The sequence below is a fragment of the Chelatococcus asaccharovorans genome (genome assembly GCF_003201475.1).
GTDB classification, from domain to species: Bacteria; Pseudomonadota; Alphaproteobacteria; order Rhizobiales; family Beijerinckiaceae; genus Chelatococcus; species Chelatococcus asaccharovorans.
This window is the reverse complement of record NZ_QJJK01000006.1, coordinates 171,370-186,988: the sequence shown is the minus strand read 5'-3', so window position 1 is coordinate 186,988 and position 15,619 is coordinate 171,370. Positions and strand designations below refer to the sequence as shown.

Sequence of the window (15,619 nt, the reverse complement as noted above, 5' to 3'; positions counted from 1 at the left end):
TTCGTCGAAGAAATGATCCTCGGGAGGGACATAGAATGGCATTCAATGGGATGAAACGCTGGGCGGTCGGCGCGGTGGCCGCGACGGCTCTCATGGCGGGTTCCGGCTTGGGTTTCATGAGCCAGGCTTTCGCCGCCGACAAGGTGCTCAAATTCGTGTCCTGGCAGAAGGACGAGCGCGGCGTCGGCGACTGGTGGGCTTCGATCATCAAGGAATTTGAGGCCAAGCACCCCGGCGTCAAGATCGAATGGACCAAGGTTGAGCGCGGCGCCTTCGCCGACACCATGACCACGCTGTTCGCCGGCGGAACGCCGCCCGACATCGTGCATCTGGCCTCGTTCGAGTTCCAGAAATTCGCCGATAACGGCTGGCTGGCCGACCTCGACCCCTTCATCAAGAAGTCCAAGCTCGATCTCAACAACTGGGCCGGGCAGGAAAAGTGCAAGTGGGACGGTGAAACCGTCTGCATCATGATGCTCTATTACGGTGGCATCATGGCGTATAATGAGGATATGCTTAAGAAGGCCGGCGTCAGCGTTCCGAAGAACTGGGACGAGTTCATCGAAGTCGTGCGCAAGACTACGAAAGACACGAACGGCGACGGCATCATGGACCAGTTCGGCACCGGCCATGAGACCAAGGGCGGCGGCGGGCAATATCTCGCCGAGATGATCAGCTATCTCCTCGACGCCAAGGCCTCCTTCACCGACGCCAAGGGCAATGTCACCATCGACACGCCGCAGATGGTCGAGGGGCTCCGTCGCTGGAAGACGGTGGTGAAGGAGAACCTCACGCCGCGCGACCTGTCCGCGGGTGAAGTGCGCCAGCTCTTTGCCGATGGCCGCATCGCCATCCGCATCGACGGCCCCTGGCTCTATCCGATCATCGAGAAGGCCAAGCCCGAGGTGCGCCCCAACCTGAAGCTCGCCGCGCCGCCGTTCAACCCGCCGCTGGGCGGCACATCGAACGTGCTTGGCATCGCGAGTGAGGTTTCACCGGAGAACCAGCAGCTTGCGTGGGATTTCATTGCGATCGCGACGTCGGACCAGTTCCAGTCGACCTTCGCAACGCTGGCCAGTTCGACCCCGCCCAGCCCGCGCGCCGACGTGACGGAGGCCAAGAAGACGACGCCGCATTTCGATCTCCTGATCGAGACGCAGAAGGCGGCCGCGAAGGCGGGCGTCGACCGCATCCCGGTCGGGCTGGAAATCCAGTTCAATGAATTCGCCAAGATGATCAAGGAAGAATCGGAGCGCATGATCATCGAGGACCTCGACCCGGCCCAGGTCGCCAAGACCATGCAGGCCAAGGCCGAGGCCATGAAGTAGGGGCAGAACCCCCACCCCTTACCCCTCCCCGCAAGGGGGAGGGGCATCGGTTGGCGGCGCGCCTTATTCCCCAGTGTGCGGCATGGTGTCGGATTTATTCGCCACGGCGCCGTCCCCCTCCCCCTTGCGGGGAGGGGTAAGGGGTGGGGGCGAGGCGCAGCCCTTCTTCAGATGACCACGCCTCACGTCGACCCGTGACCAAGCCCGAACAATGATCCGGACCGCCCATGACCGCTGAAAGCCCGACCATCGCCGACACCGCACCGCGCGAGGACCTCGCCGCCTTGCGCGACCGCGCGACGGCCGTCAGCGCCCGCATCGAGACGGAGCGTCGCCATGCCGGCATTCCGCGCCGGGATCTCAGCCCCTTCGCGCAAGGCGCGGGCGGCATCCCTTACGCCTTCACATTCGACAGCGGCCGCGCCGGCCCGCATGTGCTGGTGACGTGCCTCGCCCATGGCAACGAGCCGGGCGGGCTCGAGGCGGTGGTGACACTGCTCGAGCGGGGCATTCGTCCGGTGATCGGACGTTTGTCGCTCGCCATCTGCAATGTCGCCGCCCATGCGGCCACCAATGGCGTCGACCCCTATGGTACCCGCTTCATTGAGGATGACTTCAACCGGCTGTGGGACGATGCGATCCTGGACAGCGACCGGCGTTCCGTCGAGCTCGATCGCGCGCGGCAGCTCAGGCCACTCATCGCCAGCGCCGACGTGCTGCTCGACCTCCACGCGACGCCCTACGAGGCGACACCCTATTTCGTCCTGAAGCCGGGCTCGCGCGCTGCTGCGCTCGCCGACCGCATCGGCCAGCCGCATACGCGCTTCGTTTTCAACACGGGCAGCGTCCATAGCCCGACCCTGACGAACTACAAGCAGTTCAGCGACCCCGCGGGAACGGCTGTCGGCCTGACCGTCGAATGCGGCCTGTTCTTCGCGCGGTCGAGCGCCGATGTCGCCTTGTCGACCATCGCCAAACTGCTTGCCCTTCAGGGCCTGATCTCCGAAGAGACCGCCGCCTCGCTCAGCGTCTGGCGGGATCCGTCAGCGCGCCGGCTCATCACGGTCGAGGAGACGCAGATGGTTCAAACCGCGGATGTCCGCCTTCTCAGCCGCCCCGGCGACTTCGTCGCTTACACCAAAGGCGAAATCGCCGCCTTCGACGGTGAGGCGCCGATCCGCGCGCCCTTCGACGGGGCCGTTCCCCTCTGGGTCAAGCAGACCTTCGTCGCCGGCGACACCGCCTTCATGTGGGCCCGCCAAAGCCTGGAGTGCCAATGAACCAGCACCGCACCATCGCGCCGTCCTTCACGCCGCGTTCAGCGCCGGCGCGCCGGACGTTCGGCCTCGATCTGGCCCGGCCGAGCCGCCGCCACTGGCTGGGCTACCTGCTGCTGGCACCCGCCGTGCTGTTGATCGCCCTGATCATCATCTATCCGCTGTTCGTCTCGGTCGACATGTCGTTCCAGAACGTCGGTCTCGTGCGGCTCGGCGCGCCGCGGCGTCCCTTCACGACGATCAACTACGAGCGGCTCATCACCTCGCCCGAGTTCTGGATGGCCTGCTGGGTGACTTTCAAGCTCATTGTGGTCGTGACGATCGCCTGTTTCGTGCTGGGCGTCGGGACGGGACTGCTCGTGAACAACAAGTTCCGGGGCAGGGCGATCGCGCGGCTGTTCGTGGCCTTGCCCTGGGCCGTGCCGGAGATCGTCGCCGTCGTCATCTTTGCCTGGATCTTCGATTCCTCCTTCGGCCTGATGAACTGGTTCTTCATCAAGCTCGGCCTCGTCAACACGACCATCAACTGGTTCTCCGATCCGACCGCGGCCTTCGCGGCGGTGGCGGTGACCATGGTGTGGAAGGGCTATCCCTTCGTATCCATCATGACGCTGGCCGGCCTCCAATCCATCCCGGAGGATTTCTACAACGCGGCCCGCGTTGACGGCGCCAATGCCTGGCAGCGCTTCATCAACATCACCTTGCCCTGCCTGATGCCGGTGCTCGGCGTCACCATGGTGCTGACGATCCTGTGGGTGTTCCGCGATTTCTCCATCATCTACGTGCTCACCGGCGGCGGCCCGCTCAGGGCGACACAGACCTTGTCGATCATGACCTACGAGCAGGCCTTCAGCTTCTTCAAGATGGGCTATGCCTCGGCGGTCGGCGTCGTCACCCTCATCCTCTGCGTCATCGCCAGCCGCCTGATGGTCGGGCGGTCGGCCGAATCGATCTACTGAGGAGGCATCGCGATGCGCGCCCGTCCAAGCCGTCAGGCTCTTCTCTATCTCGGTGTCGTCCTCACCTGCGGGGTTTTGCTGTTCCCCATCTACTGGTTGGTGATCACGGCGCTTTCGCCGGCCGATTCCCTCCATCACCTGCCGCCGAAATTCTGGCCGGATGTGCCCCAGTGGGGCATCTTCCGCGAGATCATCGAACAGCGGCCGATCCCGCTGTGGCTCGGCAACTCGATCCTCGCGGCGCTCGGCTCCGTCGGCATCTCGATGTTCGTGTCTGTCTTCGCCGGCTATTCGCTGTCGCGCTTCCGCCTCAGGGGCGGCCCTTCGCTCGGCCTGTTCATCCTGACGGCGAAGATGCTGCCGGCGACCCTCCTCGTCATTCCCTTGTTCGGCATCTTCCGCCAGCTTGGGCTGATCGGCAGCCTGTGGTCGATCATCCTCGCCCATGCGACGCTGATCGTTCCCTTCAGCACCTGGATGCTGAAGGGCTATTTCGACACCATTCCGCGCGAACTCGAGCAGGCGGCCATGGTCGACGGCTGCTCGCCGCTCGGCGCGATGTTCCGCGTCATCCTGCCGGTGGCGACGCCGGGATTGGCGGCGACTGCGCTCTACGGGTTTGTGCTGTCCTGGTCGGACTATGCCTATGCCCGCACCTTCCTGACGAACGCGCAGACCAATTGGACGGCCAATCTCGGCATCACGACCATGAAGGGCGAGTACATCACCAACTGGAACCAGATTTCGGCGGCGGCGGTGCTCGTCGCCCTGCCGATCATCGTCATCTACCTGTTCCTTGAACGTCATCTTGTCGGCGGGCTGACCGCTGGCGCCGAAAAGTGAGGCCGTGAGACACGCATGGCGGGAATCCGTATCGAACACGTCACGAAATCCTATGGCCCGCTGGCGGTCCTGAAGGACTTCAATCTCGACATCACCGACGGGGAATTCGTGGTCTTCGTCGGCCCCTCCGGCTGTGGCAAGTCGACCATGTTGAAGATCCTCGCCGGGCTCGAGGAGGCGACATCCGGCCGTGTCCTCATCGGCGACCGCGAGGTGACGGACCTGGCGCCGGGCGATCGCGACATCGCCATGGTCTTCCAGAACTACGCGCTCTATCCGCATCTGACCGTCGCCAGGAACATGGGCTTCGGCCTGAAGATGCGCGGGACGCCGGCGGCCGAGATCGACCGGCGCGTCAAGGACGCCGCCCGCATCCTTGGTGTCGAGCACCTTCTCGACCGCCGTCCGCGGGCGCTTTCCGGTGGCCAGCGTCAGCGCGTCGCGCTGGGGCGCGCCATCGTGCGCGAGCCGCAGGCCTTCCTCATGGACGAGCCGCTGTCGAACCTCGACGCGAAGCTCCGTGTGCATATGCGCGCCGAGATCAGCGCCCTGCACAAGCGGCTCGGCGTCACCACGATCTATGTGACCCACGACCAGATCGAGGCGATGACCATGGCGGACCGCATCGTCATCATGCGCGACGGCGAGATCCAGCAGATCGCCGCACCGGACGCGATGTTTGCAGAACCGGCCAATCTGTTCGTCGCCGGCTTCATCGGTTCGCCGGGGATGAACTTCCTCAAGTCGAAACTGACGATGGGGAGCGGGGCGGGAACCGTGTCGCTCTACGGGCAGGACGTGAAGCTAGCGCTGCCGGCCGAGCCTCTGAAGGCGCTCGACGGCCGTGAGGTCATCCTCGGCTTGAGGCCTGAGCATATCACCGAGGGCAACAGCCCCGTCACCTTCACCGTCAGCCCGCGGCTCGTCGAAAGCCTCGGCAGCGAGAAATACGTCTATTGCGATATCCCGGAAGCGAACCGCACCGACATCGCACGCGCGGCGGGCGTCGATGACGAGCGGGGCGATGCCCAGATCGCGCGCCTGATCAACGCCGGCGACATCGCTCTCGGCCGGCCCGTGCAGCTCGGCTTCGACCCGGCGCGGCTCCATGTGTTCGACGCCGAGACCGGCCGCGCGGTGCGGTGAGAGGGCTTTTCTCAAGGCGATGGTCATCGGGAGGTGTTTTACCTCTCCCCGGTGGGAGAGGTCGGCGGCGACGCTCCGTTCGTGTCATCCCCGGCGGGCTGCTGCGCAGCCCGGGAAGGGGATCCAAAGATCAAGCGCCGTGGCCATGGATCCCCTTCCCGTCGCTGCGCGACGCACGAAGCCAACAGAGTTGATGACACCCGTGGTTCGCACGGGAGCGACCGAGTTCGATGCATCATTGTGACCTGCGTATTTGGACAGAATAGAGGACAATCATGACCATCGTCGTCACCGGCAGTGCGGGCCGTATCGGCTCCAAGGTGGTGCAAGCGCTTCTTGATCGTGGCGAGCAGGTCGCGGGTTTCGATCTGCGGCCGCTCGGGCTCGCGCATCAGAGCTACCGTGAGGTGGTGGCGCCGTTCGATGACCGCGCGGCGGCCGGGCGCGCTCTCGAAGGTGCGAGCGCGGTCCTGCATCTCGGCGCCTTCATGTCCTGGCTGGCGGCCGACGCTGACAAGCTGCACCGCGCCAATGTCGACGGCACCCGGATCATCCTGGAGGCGGCCACGGCCGCGAAGGTCGGACGCATCGTCTTCGCCTCGTCAGGCGAGGTCTATCCCGAGAACGTGCCGGACTATCAGCCGATCGACGAGAATCATCCGCTTCATCCGCGCTCGCCCTATGGACTGACCAAGCTCCTCGGCGAGGATCTCGTGCGTTTCACCGAGCGGACAGCCGGCATTCCCTCTGTCATCCTGCGCTTCTCGCATACGCAGGACGCGCGCGAACTCCTCGATCCCGGCAGTTTCTTTTCCGGGCCGCGCTTCTTCCTCTATCCGAAGATCCGGCAGCAGGAAGCCTTCGGCAACAGCGCGGCCGTCGAGGCCTTGAAGCGTGTCGACGATGGCCGCGAGGCGCTTGTCCTGTCGCGCAACGAGAACGGCCGGCCGTTCAAGATGCATATCACCGACACGCGCGACATGGTGGCGGGCATCCTGCTCGGGCTCGACCATGACAAGGCGGTCGGGGAGGCGTTCAATCTTGGCGCGACGGATCCCGTTGACTTCGCCGACGCCCTGCCGCAGATGGCGGCCGTGACCGGCCTGCCGCTGCATACCGTCGATCTGCCGGGGGCGGGTGTCTACTATCACGCCTCCAACGGCAAGATTCGCGACCTACTGGGATATCGACCGACATGGACGATCGATCGCATGATCGGCGAGGCGGCACAGGCATGGACCAAGACGCGCGCATAGACCACGACGCGCGCGTCCTGACGCCTGGGGAGCGCGATGTCCCGACGGGCGCGGCGGCACTCGCCAAGGGCCTCTATCTCCTCGACGTCATCGGCGAATATCCTTCGCCGCCGCGCTTCAAGGACCTGCAGGCCGCGACCAAGCTGCCGAAGGGCACGCTCGCGCGCATGCTCAACACGCTCGTGCTGTTCCGTCTGGTGCGGCACGAGGACAGCGACAACACCTACCGGCTCGGCCACCGGCTGTTCGAGCTCGCGCATCGCGTCTGGGAATCCTTCGATCTCAGGGGCGCTGCCGCGCCGGTTCTCGAGCGGCTGGCCGATGAGACGCGCGAGACGGTCGCGGTCTGCGCCATCGACAACGGCGAGGTGCTCTATATCGACCAGCGTTCGCGGGGCGGCGCCTTCGGCTTCCGCATCGAGATCGGGCGGCGCGCGCCGCTCCACTGTACAGCCGGCGGCAAGGCGCTGCTCGCCTTCGCGGCTCCGCACGAGCAGCGGGCCCTGCTCGACGGGCTGAAGCTGGAGCGCTTCTCCGAACGCACGATCACCGATGAGGGCGCGCTGGTGGCGGATCTCGCCCTGTCGCGCGCGCGCGGCTATGCGATTTCGCTCGCCGAACATGTGCCGGGCGTCTCCTCGGTGGCGGCCCCGGTCTTCGACCATACGGGCAAGGCGGTCGCGGCGCTCGGCGTCTACGGACCGAGCTCGCGCCTGTCCAATGATCGCCTCCATGTCACGGGGCGCGACCTGATGGCCGCGGCGCGGCAGATCTCCGGCAATGTCGGCGCGTCCCAGCTCAACATCACCTCCTATGTCCGGCCGGGGCGCGCGGCCGACGCGGATGTGGAATGCGTGCTGCCCTGGGGCGCGCATCTCGCGGAGGGGCCGGTGTGGTCGGCGCGGGATCAGCGCCTCTATTGGGTCGATATCCTCGCACCCGCCGTCTATCGCTTCGATCCGGCGACGCGCGCCAATGAGGAGGTGGTGATGCCGCGCCTCGTCAGCGCTGTCGCGCCGCGCCATGATGGCGGGCTCGTCGCCCTGACCCAGGACGGCCTCGAAGCTTTTGACTTCGCGAGCGGGCGGCTGACGCGGCTCGTCGATCCGGAGGCGGACATTCCGGACAACCGTTTCAACGACGGCAAATGCGATGCGCGGGGGCGCATGTGGGCCGGCACCATGCGCCTCGATGCGAGCCGCGCCGCCGGCGCCCTCTATGTCATCCGGCCGGATCTGTCCTGGCAACGCGCCGATGCCGGCTTCACCGTCGCCAACGGGCTCGACTGGAGCCCCGACGGCAAGACGCTCTATTTCGCCGATTCCGCCGGCGGGATCTATGCCTATGACTTCGATGTCGATAGAGGCACCGTCGGCGCCAGGCGCATCTTCGCCTCCGTCGACAAGGACGAGGGCCGCCCGGACGGCCTCGCCGTGGATGCCGAAGGCTATGTCTGGTGCGCCATCTGGGATGGCTGGTGCGTGAGGCGCTATGCGCCGGACGGAAGCCTTGACCGCGAGGTGCGCTTGCCGGTCCCGCGGCCGACCAGCGTCGCTTTCGGTGGATCCGACCTGAAAACCCTGTTCATCACCTCCGCGCGCATCCGCCTGCCGTCGCGCGTGCTGACCGACGCGCCCTTCTCGGGCGGGCTGTTCGCCCTGCCGGTCGATGTGCCGGGCCTGCCCGCGCACGCCTTTGCGGGATGACGCTTAAAGTCGCTATGAGGACGTCATGAGCACGACTGCCCGCTATCCCGATCTCAACGCCAAGCCCGTTCTTGTCACCGGCGGCGCCGACGGCATCGGCCGCGCCGTCGTCGCGGCCTTTGCGGATCAGGGCGCTTCTGTCGGCTTCATCGACATCGATGCCGGTCGCGGCGAAGCGCTCGCTGCGGAACTGGCTGCGGCGGGCGCGACCGTCGCCTTCGCGGCTGCCGACCTGCGTGACATCGCGGCGAGCGGGGCGGCCATCGCTGCTCTCTCGGTGAAGCTCGGCGCCTTTGCCGTGCTCGTCAACAATGCCGGCCATGACGAGCGACACCGCTTTGACGATGTCACGCCGGCCTATTGGGACGACCGGATGGCGGTGAACCTCAGGCACATGATGTTCGTCACGCAGGCGGTCGTGCCGGACATGCGCGCGCGCGGCGGAGGGGTTGTCATCAATCTCAGCTCGACATCCTGGATGCAGGGTTCGCCGGGCATCATCGCCTATACCACGGCGAAATCGGCCGTGATTGGCTTCACGCGGTCGCTGGCGCGCGAACTGGGCCCCGACGGCATTCGCGTCAATGCGGTCACCCCCGGCTGGGTAATGACGGAGCGCCAGCGCGCCGCCGCCACGCCCGAGCGCCTCGCGAGGGCGCAGGAGCGGCAGGCGCTCAAGGGCGAGATCATGCCCGACGACCTCGCCGCCATGGTCCTGTTCCTGGCTTCCGACGGGGCCCGCATGTGCACGGGGCAGAACTACATCGTCGATGCCGGGGTGGTGTGATGGCGGCGGACAAGCTCGACGGCCTGGCCGGTGTCCTCGATTCCAGCGTTATCCTCACGACTGATGAGGATATGGCGCCCTATCTCGCCGACTGGCGGGGACGCTATGCCGGACGGGCTCGGGCTGTGCTGCGCCCGCACAGCGTCGGCGAGGTCTCGGCCATCCTGCGGTGGGCGAGCGCGACGCTCACGCCGGTCTTCCCCCAAGGGGGAAACACGGGGCTCGTGGGCGGCGCGACTCCGGATGAGCGCGGCACGGGCGTTGTTCTGGAGCTCGGGCGACTCAATCGCATTCAGGACATCGACACGGCCGGCAATACCCTGGTCGTCGAGGCCGGGGCGATCCTCGCCAATGTGCAGCAGGCGGCCGCGGATGCCGGGCGGCTGTTCCCGATGAGCCTTGGTAGCGAGGGAAGCTGCCAGATCGGCGGGATCATCGCCACCAATGCGGGCGGGATCCACGTGATCCGCTACGGCACGACCCGGGAGCTCGTCCTTGGGCTCGACTATGTGCTGGCCGATGGGACCATCGTGCATGGCCTCAAGCGCCTGGCGAAGAACAACACCGGCTACGACCTGCGGAACCTCCTCATCGGCTCGGAGGGGACGCTGGCGGTGATCACGGCGGCTGCGCTCAAGCTGTTCCCTCGTCCGGCCGCAAGTGCGAGCGCGTGCTGCGCCGTGGCCAGCCCGCAGAAGGCGGTAGACCTCCTGTCCCTGTTGCGCGAGCGGCTGGTCGGCCGCATCTCGAGCTTCGAGCTGATGTGCGATGGCGAGATGGGCCTCGTGCTCGCGGGAGACGCCAGCCTGCGCCTGCCCGTCGCCGCGCGGGCGCCCTGGTATGTCTTCATCGAGGTGGCCGACAGTGGCGGCGAGTCGGTGCTGGTCGAAGCCCTGACGGCGGTCCTCGGCCGTTGCCTCGAGGACGGGACGATCCTCGACGCTGCGATCGCCCAGAACGAGGCGCAGGCCAAGGCCATTTGGCATCTGCGCTTTGCCGTCTCGGAGGCGAACCGCCGGGCCGGTCCGAATGTCTCGCATGACACGTCGGTGGCGACCGCCGACGTGCCCGCCTTTCTCGCCGCGGTGTCGGCTGCGCTGAAGGATCGCTTTCCTCCCGCCCGCCCGCTTTTCGTCGGTCATGTCGGGGACGGCAATATTCACGTCGTCGCTCTTTTCCCGCGCGACGGCTTCCAAGGTCCGGCGGCGTTCGAGGCAACGGCTTCCGCCGTCAATGATTGCGTCTTTGCGGTGGTGCAGCGCTTTAATGGCAGCATCAGCGCCGAGCACGGAATCGGGCGCTCGCTTGCGGGCCATTTGCCCGGCCATACGGACCCCGCGGCCTATCGGCTGATGCGCGGTATCAAGCAGCTCTATGATCCGCTGGGGATTCTCAATCCGGGCAAGGTTCTTTCGCGCGCTTGAACAGGCCGAAACGACGAGGGCCGGCAAAGATGCGGCCCCCGTCCGGATTCTAGCTGACAGCCTCAGTCGCTGCCGCCGCTTCGAGGGCTGCGAGGAATTTCCGCGCGTCCTTCTCGAATACGCTCCAGTTGGGCCTGGTCTTCGGAACCTCCGTCGTGCTGTCGCCGACCTGGATGGTTTCCGTCAAGCCAGTGCCGAGAAGCTTGTCGGGATCTTGTCCCTCAGCCTCGCACAACGCGCGTGCCACACGCTCAATCGCTTCGTTCGTCATAGCGACTCCTTCTCGATCTGTTGTCCTGTCGCGACCGCGGTAGCACGGAAGCAGCATGGAACACAAAACCCGCTGTACGCATCGTCTTTGTGACGATGCGACACAGCGGTCGATTTTGCTCCAGGGGCGCACGACGAAATCCACGAACCCGTGGTCGTTCCCGCCTTGAGATGATCTGCCTGAATATCCGCTCAGGCGTGCAACGGATGTGGAAGGTCGATTTCCAGCTGATGCGACGAGTCGATCACGCCTCGCCACCACGGCTGCGCCTTTTGGCATGGGGGTGCGGCGCCCGCGTCTTCCGGCAGCATCATCCCTCTCAGCAGGAATTCGGTACGCAGGTCGCGCCGAGCGGCTTCTGCTGCTTCGTTGGAATCAGCGGCGAGCAAGCCGTCAAGAATATGGATCCAACAAGGATCCGGATCGTGTCGCATTAGTTTTTGAATGACGATGATGGCATCAAGAATATTGCATATATGCGCCATATGCCCTTCCCATGGAAGGTAGACGTCCAAGCTTGGTCTAATCGATATATTATATCTATTTAGCGCGTTGTACATGAGACCTTCCCCCAATCTCATCCGAACGTTAGCATTCGTCGTGGCGCTCGGCATTTCCCCCGCCTCGCCAAAATACTGTGGCAAACCGTGCAACTTGCAGTCTATTAGACTAAAGTATTAGGGCGCGGCCTCAAGCGTGCAAAACGGGTCAAAAAGCGGCCGGAAGCCAGCGGGAGATAGGGCAATCCCGTTGTTTTCGCAGCATTTTGCCTCAAGAGGCGCGCCGGGCGAGGAAAGGGCGAGCCGCTCAATAAATGTTGCGCAGTGCGCACCGCAATCAACCGGCCGGTGTTTTAGGACTGAAGTTTGCAGGGGGTGTGGACAATGGGGATTGATCCACACTTATCCCGGCACGCGATGGCAGCGATTCCCGAAGCTGGAAACGGATGGGCTCGGGACGGTCAGTGACTTGGGACAGCGAGGGGCTTGGGAAGGGGAAAGCCGGCGGAGGGCCGCCGGCCTTGTTCGATTCCTGGTTGTACTTTGTAGACATTTTAAATGGCGCGTTGATAATTAGACAATTAGAACTTCCGGATCTTCATAACCAAATTTATAATTTACATCAATATTTTTTACTGCGGCGATAAAGTCTAAAATCCGCTGAACTTGTAGTTCAGTCCCACCCTGGCGATGGCAAATTCTCTGTCGTTCTTGCGATTGTTGCCATAATAATAAGGGTAGTTCGCGGAATTGGCGTAGGCGTAAGCATATGAGTAGTCGTAGTTATTGTTCTTGTCACTGCCGAGGTTGACATAGAGACCCTCGAGCTTGACGGTCAGGCTGTCTGTGAAAGCATATTCGAGACCACCACCGACAACCCATCCCGCAGACGAATCATTGCCATTTTTTCGGCCATAGTACCAAGGGTAGCCGTTGGCCGCGGCGTTGCTGCCGTAGTAGGCATACAATTCGTCGTTGTTATTGTCGTTGCCGCCGCCGCCATAGGCAAAACCGCCCGTTGCGTAGATGAGGGCGCGGTCAAGGGCGAAGCCAAGCCTTGCACGCACGGTTCCGAACCATTCAACAGAATTGCCACCTGAATTCGTACCGTAGTAGGGCAATGCGCCCTTGTTCTGCGTATAGTAATAATAGGACCATTCATTGTTGTCGCGGGACGATCCGAGGTCCGCATATTGGATATCGGCTTCAATGCCCGCGACAAACTGGCCAAACTGATAGTTGTAGCCGATCTGTGCGCCGCCAACGAAGCCACCGTCCGACGAGTCATTATTGCCGTATGTGCCCGCGTAGGGATCGTAGCGATCGTTGTTATCGTTCGTGTTGCCGCCGTAGCCCGCGTTGACGCCGGCATAGAAGCCGGTCCACGTGAACAGCGGAATGACAATCGGGGCAACCGGTACGACGGTGCGGCTGGGCAGGTCCGCGGCCAGGGCTGAAGCGCTTCCTGCGGCAATTACTGTGAGCGCGACGCAAGATGACTTGAACATCTTCATATGGAAATCCCTCCAATGGTCGAAGCTTGGCCAGAACCTAGCAGCGAAATCCGACCATTGGGAGGGGGGTTAAGGACTTATCCATTATTTCGTCGTGTATGTTGCTTTTTTGCTTGTATAAAAATGGTTATGAATTCTTCCGTCATCTTAAGTTTGTTTTTGTATTGGCGAATTATTTCTTATCGTGTTTTCGGGTCTTGGTAATGCGGCTGCTATTATAAGATCTTTTTTGCGACAGGGGTGCGGGGCTTCACGGCTTCTTGCCCGGTCATCCGTCAGCGCCCGGCGGGCGGCGTGCGTGATTCCGCTCCCTGCATGGATGGCGGCGGCGGAATCACCACCGTGTCCTCGAGGACGCCCGGAGCGCGTTTCTTGGAACAGCCCGCTAGGGGGCTGAGACCGGCGAATGCGCCAAGCAGAAGGGCGGCCGCAAGGAAAGATTTGGCAGGCTTCATGCGCAGTCCTTTCGAGTCTGAAGGCTTGTGGTGCAGGTTGCCCCCTGTGTACCCCCCCTGCTGCCTCAGGCCAAGGCACAGCGGACGGCCCCCCTCGTCTGGTCGGCGCTGGTCCACCGTTCGGAGCGGGGCATGGCGGATCAGGGGTTGGGTGAGGCTCAGCGGAGGCTGATGCAAGGTGTCGCGGTCGCGATGGAGAATCGCAGCCTGTGATTGCGCGCGAGGCGCGCCCCCGATAATAGACGCTGTCACGTGGGCGGCCTGGCTGCCGCCTTGAAAGGACTGCCGGTGGGGCGCCGGGGAAGTCCGCATTGGCAGGCAGGCAAATTCGTGGCGGTGGCCGCGGCTTCGCCATGCATGATATGGCGGGATGCAGGAAGCGGATGGCTGCCCTGAACGACACGGATAGCAGAGCGCCGGCTCATGGCGCGATCGCAGGCGGCGGCCTTGCCGGCCGCTTCCTGGACATGATCGGAAGACGTCACTGGATCGCCGTCAGCGTTTTGCTGCTCATCGCCCTGGCGGCGTTCCTGCCCGGCTTCGCCTCTTTGCAGCCCATGGATCGCGATGAGCCGCGGTTTGCCCAGGCGACTAAGCAGATGCTGGAGAGCGGCGACTTCATCGATATCCGCTTTCAGGACGAGGCCCGCCACAAAAAGCCCATCGGCATTTACTGGCTGCAAGGCGCGGTCGTCGCCACGGCGGACGCACTCGGCGTGCCGCAGGCGCGGACGACGATCGCCCTCTACCGCATCCCCTCGCTCATCGGCGCGGTGGCGACGGTTCTCCTGACCTATTGGGCGGGCCTCATGCTCGGCCTGGCGCGCCGCGAGGCGTTCCTGGCCGGCGCCTTCATGGCCTCATCGATCCTGCTCGGCGTCGAGGCGCGCTTCGCCAAGACCGATGCGGTGCTGACCGCCTGCTCGGTGGCGGTGATGGGTGGCCTGGCCATGGCTTTCCTGCGGCCGCAGCAACGCTTTTCCCTGCCGGGCGCCATCGCCTTCTGGGGGACTGTCGCGCTTGCGGTGCTGGTCAAGGGACCCATCACACCGATGATCGCGGGCCTCGCCACGATCATCCTGTGCGTGCATCAACGGTCCGGCCGCTGGCTGCTGGCGCTGCGCCCCGGCCTCGGCGTGATTCTGGTGGCGCTGGTCGTGGCACCCTGGTTTGTCGCCATCTGGGTGAAAAGCGGCGGCACCTTCTTCACCGAAGCAATCGGCAACGACATGCTCGGCAAGGTGGCGAGCGGACAGGAGAAGCACGGGGCCCCGCCGGGATTCTATCTGCTGGCCTTCTTCGGCACGTTCTGGCCGGCGGCGGTGCTGACGGCGATCGCCGTTCCTTTCGTATGGCGCCATCGCCGCGAACCCTGGGTGGTCTTCTGCCTCGCCTGGATCCTGCCGTCATGGCTCGTTTTCGAGGCGGTGCCAACCAAGCTTCCCCACTACGTCCTGCCGCTCTACGCGGCGATCGCCGTGCTCACGGTGCGCGCCATCTTCGCCGGCGCGGTCGGCCCGCATCGCCCGCTCGCCAAGAGCGCCACGGTGCTCATTCCCCTGATCCCGCTCTGCGTTGGTGTCGGCCTCAGCGCGTTCGGCCTGACCTATGACGGCGTCCTGCCTTATGCCGCGCTGCCTGGCTTCGTGCTGGCGGTCGCCATCGCGGTCGGCGCATGGCTCCTGTTCCTGCGCGGCAAGGTGATCGCCAGCGCGCTGATTTCGCTCGTGGCGGCGCTCGCGCTGTCGGCTACCACATTCGGCTTCGCGCAGCCGCTGCTGCGCTCGCTAAAGCTGTCGCCGCGTCTGGCGGAGGCGGTGGCGGCTGTCGACTGCCAAAGGCCCGCCGTGGTCACTGCGGGCTATCGTGAACCGAGCCTCGTGTTCCTGGTCGGCACGGAGCTCGCGATGTCCGACGGGGTAGGGGCTGCACATTTCATGGCCGGGGAGGGGTGCCGCGTGGCGCTGGTTGAGGCCCGCGAGCGCGATGCCTTCGTTGCAGCGAGCACGGCGCTCGGCCTTTCTCCAGCCCTCGTCACACGTGTGCCAGGATTCAATATCAATGGGGGACGGCGCCTTGTTGTCGAGGTCTACGCGCTCAGGCGGGATTGACCCGCGGTCAGCTGGCGCGCATCCATCCCGGCGCTATTCCAG

Annotated in this window: 13 protein-coding genes; 10 read left to right on the top strand and 3 right to left on the bottom strand. The window is 64.5% G+C overall.

The genetic code is table 11. The features are described from left to right. Window positions 1–35 precede the first annotated feature (35 nt). From C7450_RS15300 to C7450_RS15260, 9 genes are all read left to right on the top strand, one after another. On the top strand, window positions 36–1,328 hold the full coding sequence (locus C7450_RS15300) for an ABC transporter substrate-binding protein (protein WP_425351216.1): 1,293 nt from the start codon (window positions 36–38) through the stop codon (window positions 1,326–1,328). A 227-nt stretch (window positions 1,329–1,555) separates the two neighbouring features. After that, on the top strand, window positions 1,556–2,608 hold the full coding sequence (locus C7450_RS15295) for a M14 family metallopeptidase (protein WP_110375322.1): 1,053 nt from the start codon (window positions 1,556–1,558) through the stop codon (window positions 2,606–2,608). After that, on the top strand, window positions 2,605–3,564 hold the full coding sequence (locus tag C7450_RS15290; RefSeq protein ID WP_110375321.1) for a carbohydrate ABC transporter permease: 960 nt from the start codon (window positions 2,605–2,607) through the stop codon (window positions 3,562–3,564). Before C7450_RS15295 ends, C7450_RS15290 begins: the two co-directional genes overlap by 4 nt. 12 nt (window positions 3,565–3,576) lie before the next feature. Continuing rightward, window positions 3,577–4,407, top strand: coding sequence for a carbohydrate ABC transporter permease (locus tag C7450_RS15285; protein WP_110375320.1), 831 nt, complete (start codon window positions 3,577–3,579; stop codon window positions 4,405–4,407). Window positions 4,408–4,422: 15 nt separating this feature from the next. After that, window positions 4,423–5,553, top strand: a complete 1,131-nt coding sequence (locus C7450_RS15280; RefSeq protein WP_110375319.1) for an ABC transporter ATP-binding protein — start codon at window positions 4,423–4,425, stop codon at window positions 5,551–5,553. Window positions 5,554–5,828: 275 nt separating this feature from the next. Further along, window positions 5,829–6,809: an NAD-dependent epimerase/dehydratase family protein gene (locus tag C7450_RS15275; RefSeq protein ID WP_110375318.1), complete on the top strand. Its 981-nt coding sequence runs from the start codon at window positions 5,829–5,831 to the stop codon at window positions 6,807–6,809. Beyond that, window positions 6,788–8,515: an SMP-30/gluconolactonase/LRE family protein gene (locus C7450_RS15270; protein ID WP_245449777.1), complete on the top strand. Its 1,728-nt coding sequence runs from the start codon at window positions 6,788–6,790 to the stop codon at window positions 8,513–8,515. The genes C7450_RS15275 and C7450_RS15270 overlap by 22 nt, the downstream gene beginning before the upstream one ends. Before the next feature lie 25 nt (window positions 8,516–8,540). Further along, the gene (locus tag C7450_RS15265) at window positions 8,541–9,302 is read left to right on the top strand and encodes an SDR family NAD(P)-dependent oxidoreductase (protein ID WP_110375316.1); all 762 of its coding nucleotides are present in this window, start codon (window positions 8,541–8,543) and stop codon (window positions 9,300–9,302) included. Continuing rightward, on the top strand, window positions 9,302–10,726 hold the full coding sequence (locus C7450_RS15260; RefSeq protein ID WP_110375315.1) for an FAD-binding oxidoreductase: 1,425 nt from the start codon (window positions 9,302–9,304) through the stop codon (window positions 10,724–10,726). Before C7450_RS15265 ends, C7450_RS15260 begins: the two co-directional genes overlap by 1 nt. 49 nt (window positions 10,727–10,775) lie before the next feature. Here C7450_RS15260 and C7450_RS15255 read toward each other — a convergent pair whose 3' ends face one another. From C7450_RS15255 to C7450_RS15245, 3 genes are all read right to left on the bottom strand, one after another. After that, window positions 10,776–10,997, bottom strand: a complete 222-nt coding sequence (locus tag C7450_RS15255; RefSeq protein WP_110375314.1) for a hypothetical protein — start codon at window positions 10,995–10,997, stop codon at window positions 10,776–10,778. A 191-nt stretch (window positions 10,998–11,188) separates the two neighbouring features. Further along, window positions 11,189–11,482: a hypothetical protein gene (locus C7450_RS33545; protein WP_146227344.1), complete on the bottom strand. Its 294-nt coding sequence runs from the start codon at window positions 11,480–11,482 to the stop codon at window positions 11,189–11,191. Window positions 11,483–12,147: 665 nt separating this feature from the next. Then, on the bottom strand, window positions 12,148–13,011 hold the full coding sequence (locus C7450_RS15245) for an outer membrane protein (RefSeq protein WP_110375312.1): 864 nt from the start codon (window positions 13,009–13,011) through the stop codon (window positions 12,148–12,150). An 838-nt stretch (window positions 13,012–13,849) separates the two neighbouring features. Here C7450_RS15245 and C7450_RS15230 point away from each other — a divergent pair. Then, window positions 13,850–15,577, top strand: a complete 1,728-nt coding sequence (locus C7450_RS15230; protein ID WP_110375309.1) for an ArnT family glycosyltransferase — start codon at window positions 13,850–13,852, stop codon at window positions 15,575–15,577. Window positions 15,578–15,619 lie beyond the last annotated feature (42 nt).

What these genes read in the sequence shown, in the direction of transcription:
- C7450_RS15300 (WP_425351216.1), top strand. Translation starts at nt 36, where the DNA reads ATGGCATTCAATGGGATGAAACGCTGGGCGGTCGGCGCGGTGGCCGCG.
- C7450_RS15295 (WP_110375322.1), top strand. Translation starts at nt 1,556, where the DNA reads ATGACCGCTGAAAGCCCGACCATCGCCGACACCGCACCGCGCGAGGAC.
- C7450_RS15290 (WP_110375321.1), top strand. Translation starts at nt 2,605, where the DNA reads ATGAACCAGCACCGCACCATCGCGCCGTCCTTCACGCCGCGTTCAGCG.
- C7450_RS15285 (WP_110375320.1), top strand. Translation starts at nt 3,577, where the DNA reads ATGCGCGCCCGTCCAAGCCGTCAGGCTCTTCTCTATCTCGGTGTCGTC.
- C7450_RS15280 (WP_110375319.1), top strand. Translation starts at nt 4,423, where the DNA reads ATGGCGGGAATCCGTATCGAACACGTCACGAAATCCTATGGCCCGCTG.
- C7450_RS15275 (WP_110375318.1), top strand. Translation starts at nt 5,829, where the DNA reads ATGACCATCGTCGTCACCGGCAGTGCGGGCCGTATCGGCTCCAAGGTG.
- C7450_RS15270 (WP_245449777.1), top strand. Translation starts at nt 6,788, where the DNA reads ATGGACCAAGACGCGCGCATAGACCACGACGCGCGCGTCCTGACGCCT.
- C7450_RS15265 (WP_110375316.1), top strand. Translation starts at nt 8,541, where the DNA reads ATGAGCACGACTGCCCGCTATCCCGATCTCAACGCCAAGCCCGTTCTT.
- C7450_RS15260 (WP_110375315.1), top strand. Translation starts at nt 9,302, where the DNA reads ATGGCGGCGGACAAGCTCGACGGCCTGGCCGGTGTCCTCGATTCCAGC.
- C7450_RS15255 (WP_110375314.1), bottom strand. Translation starts at nt 10,997, where the DNA reads ATGACGAACGAAGCGATTGAGCGTGTGGCACGCGCGTTGTGCGAGGCT.
- C7450_RS33545 (WP_146227344.1), bottom strand. Translation starts at nt 11,482, where the DNA reads ATGGCGCATATATGCAATATTCTTGATGCCATCATCGTCATTCAAAAA.
- C7450_RS15245 (WP_110375312.1), bottom strand. Translation starts at nt 13,011, where the DNA reads ATGAAGATGTTCAAGTCATCTTGCGTCGCGCTCACAGTAATTGCCGCA.
- C7450_RS15230 (WP_110375309.1), top strand. Translation starts at nt 13,850, where the DNA reads ATGGCTGCCCTGAACGACACGGATAGCAGAGCGCCGGCTCATGGCGCG.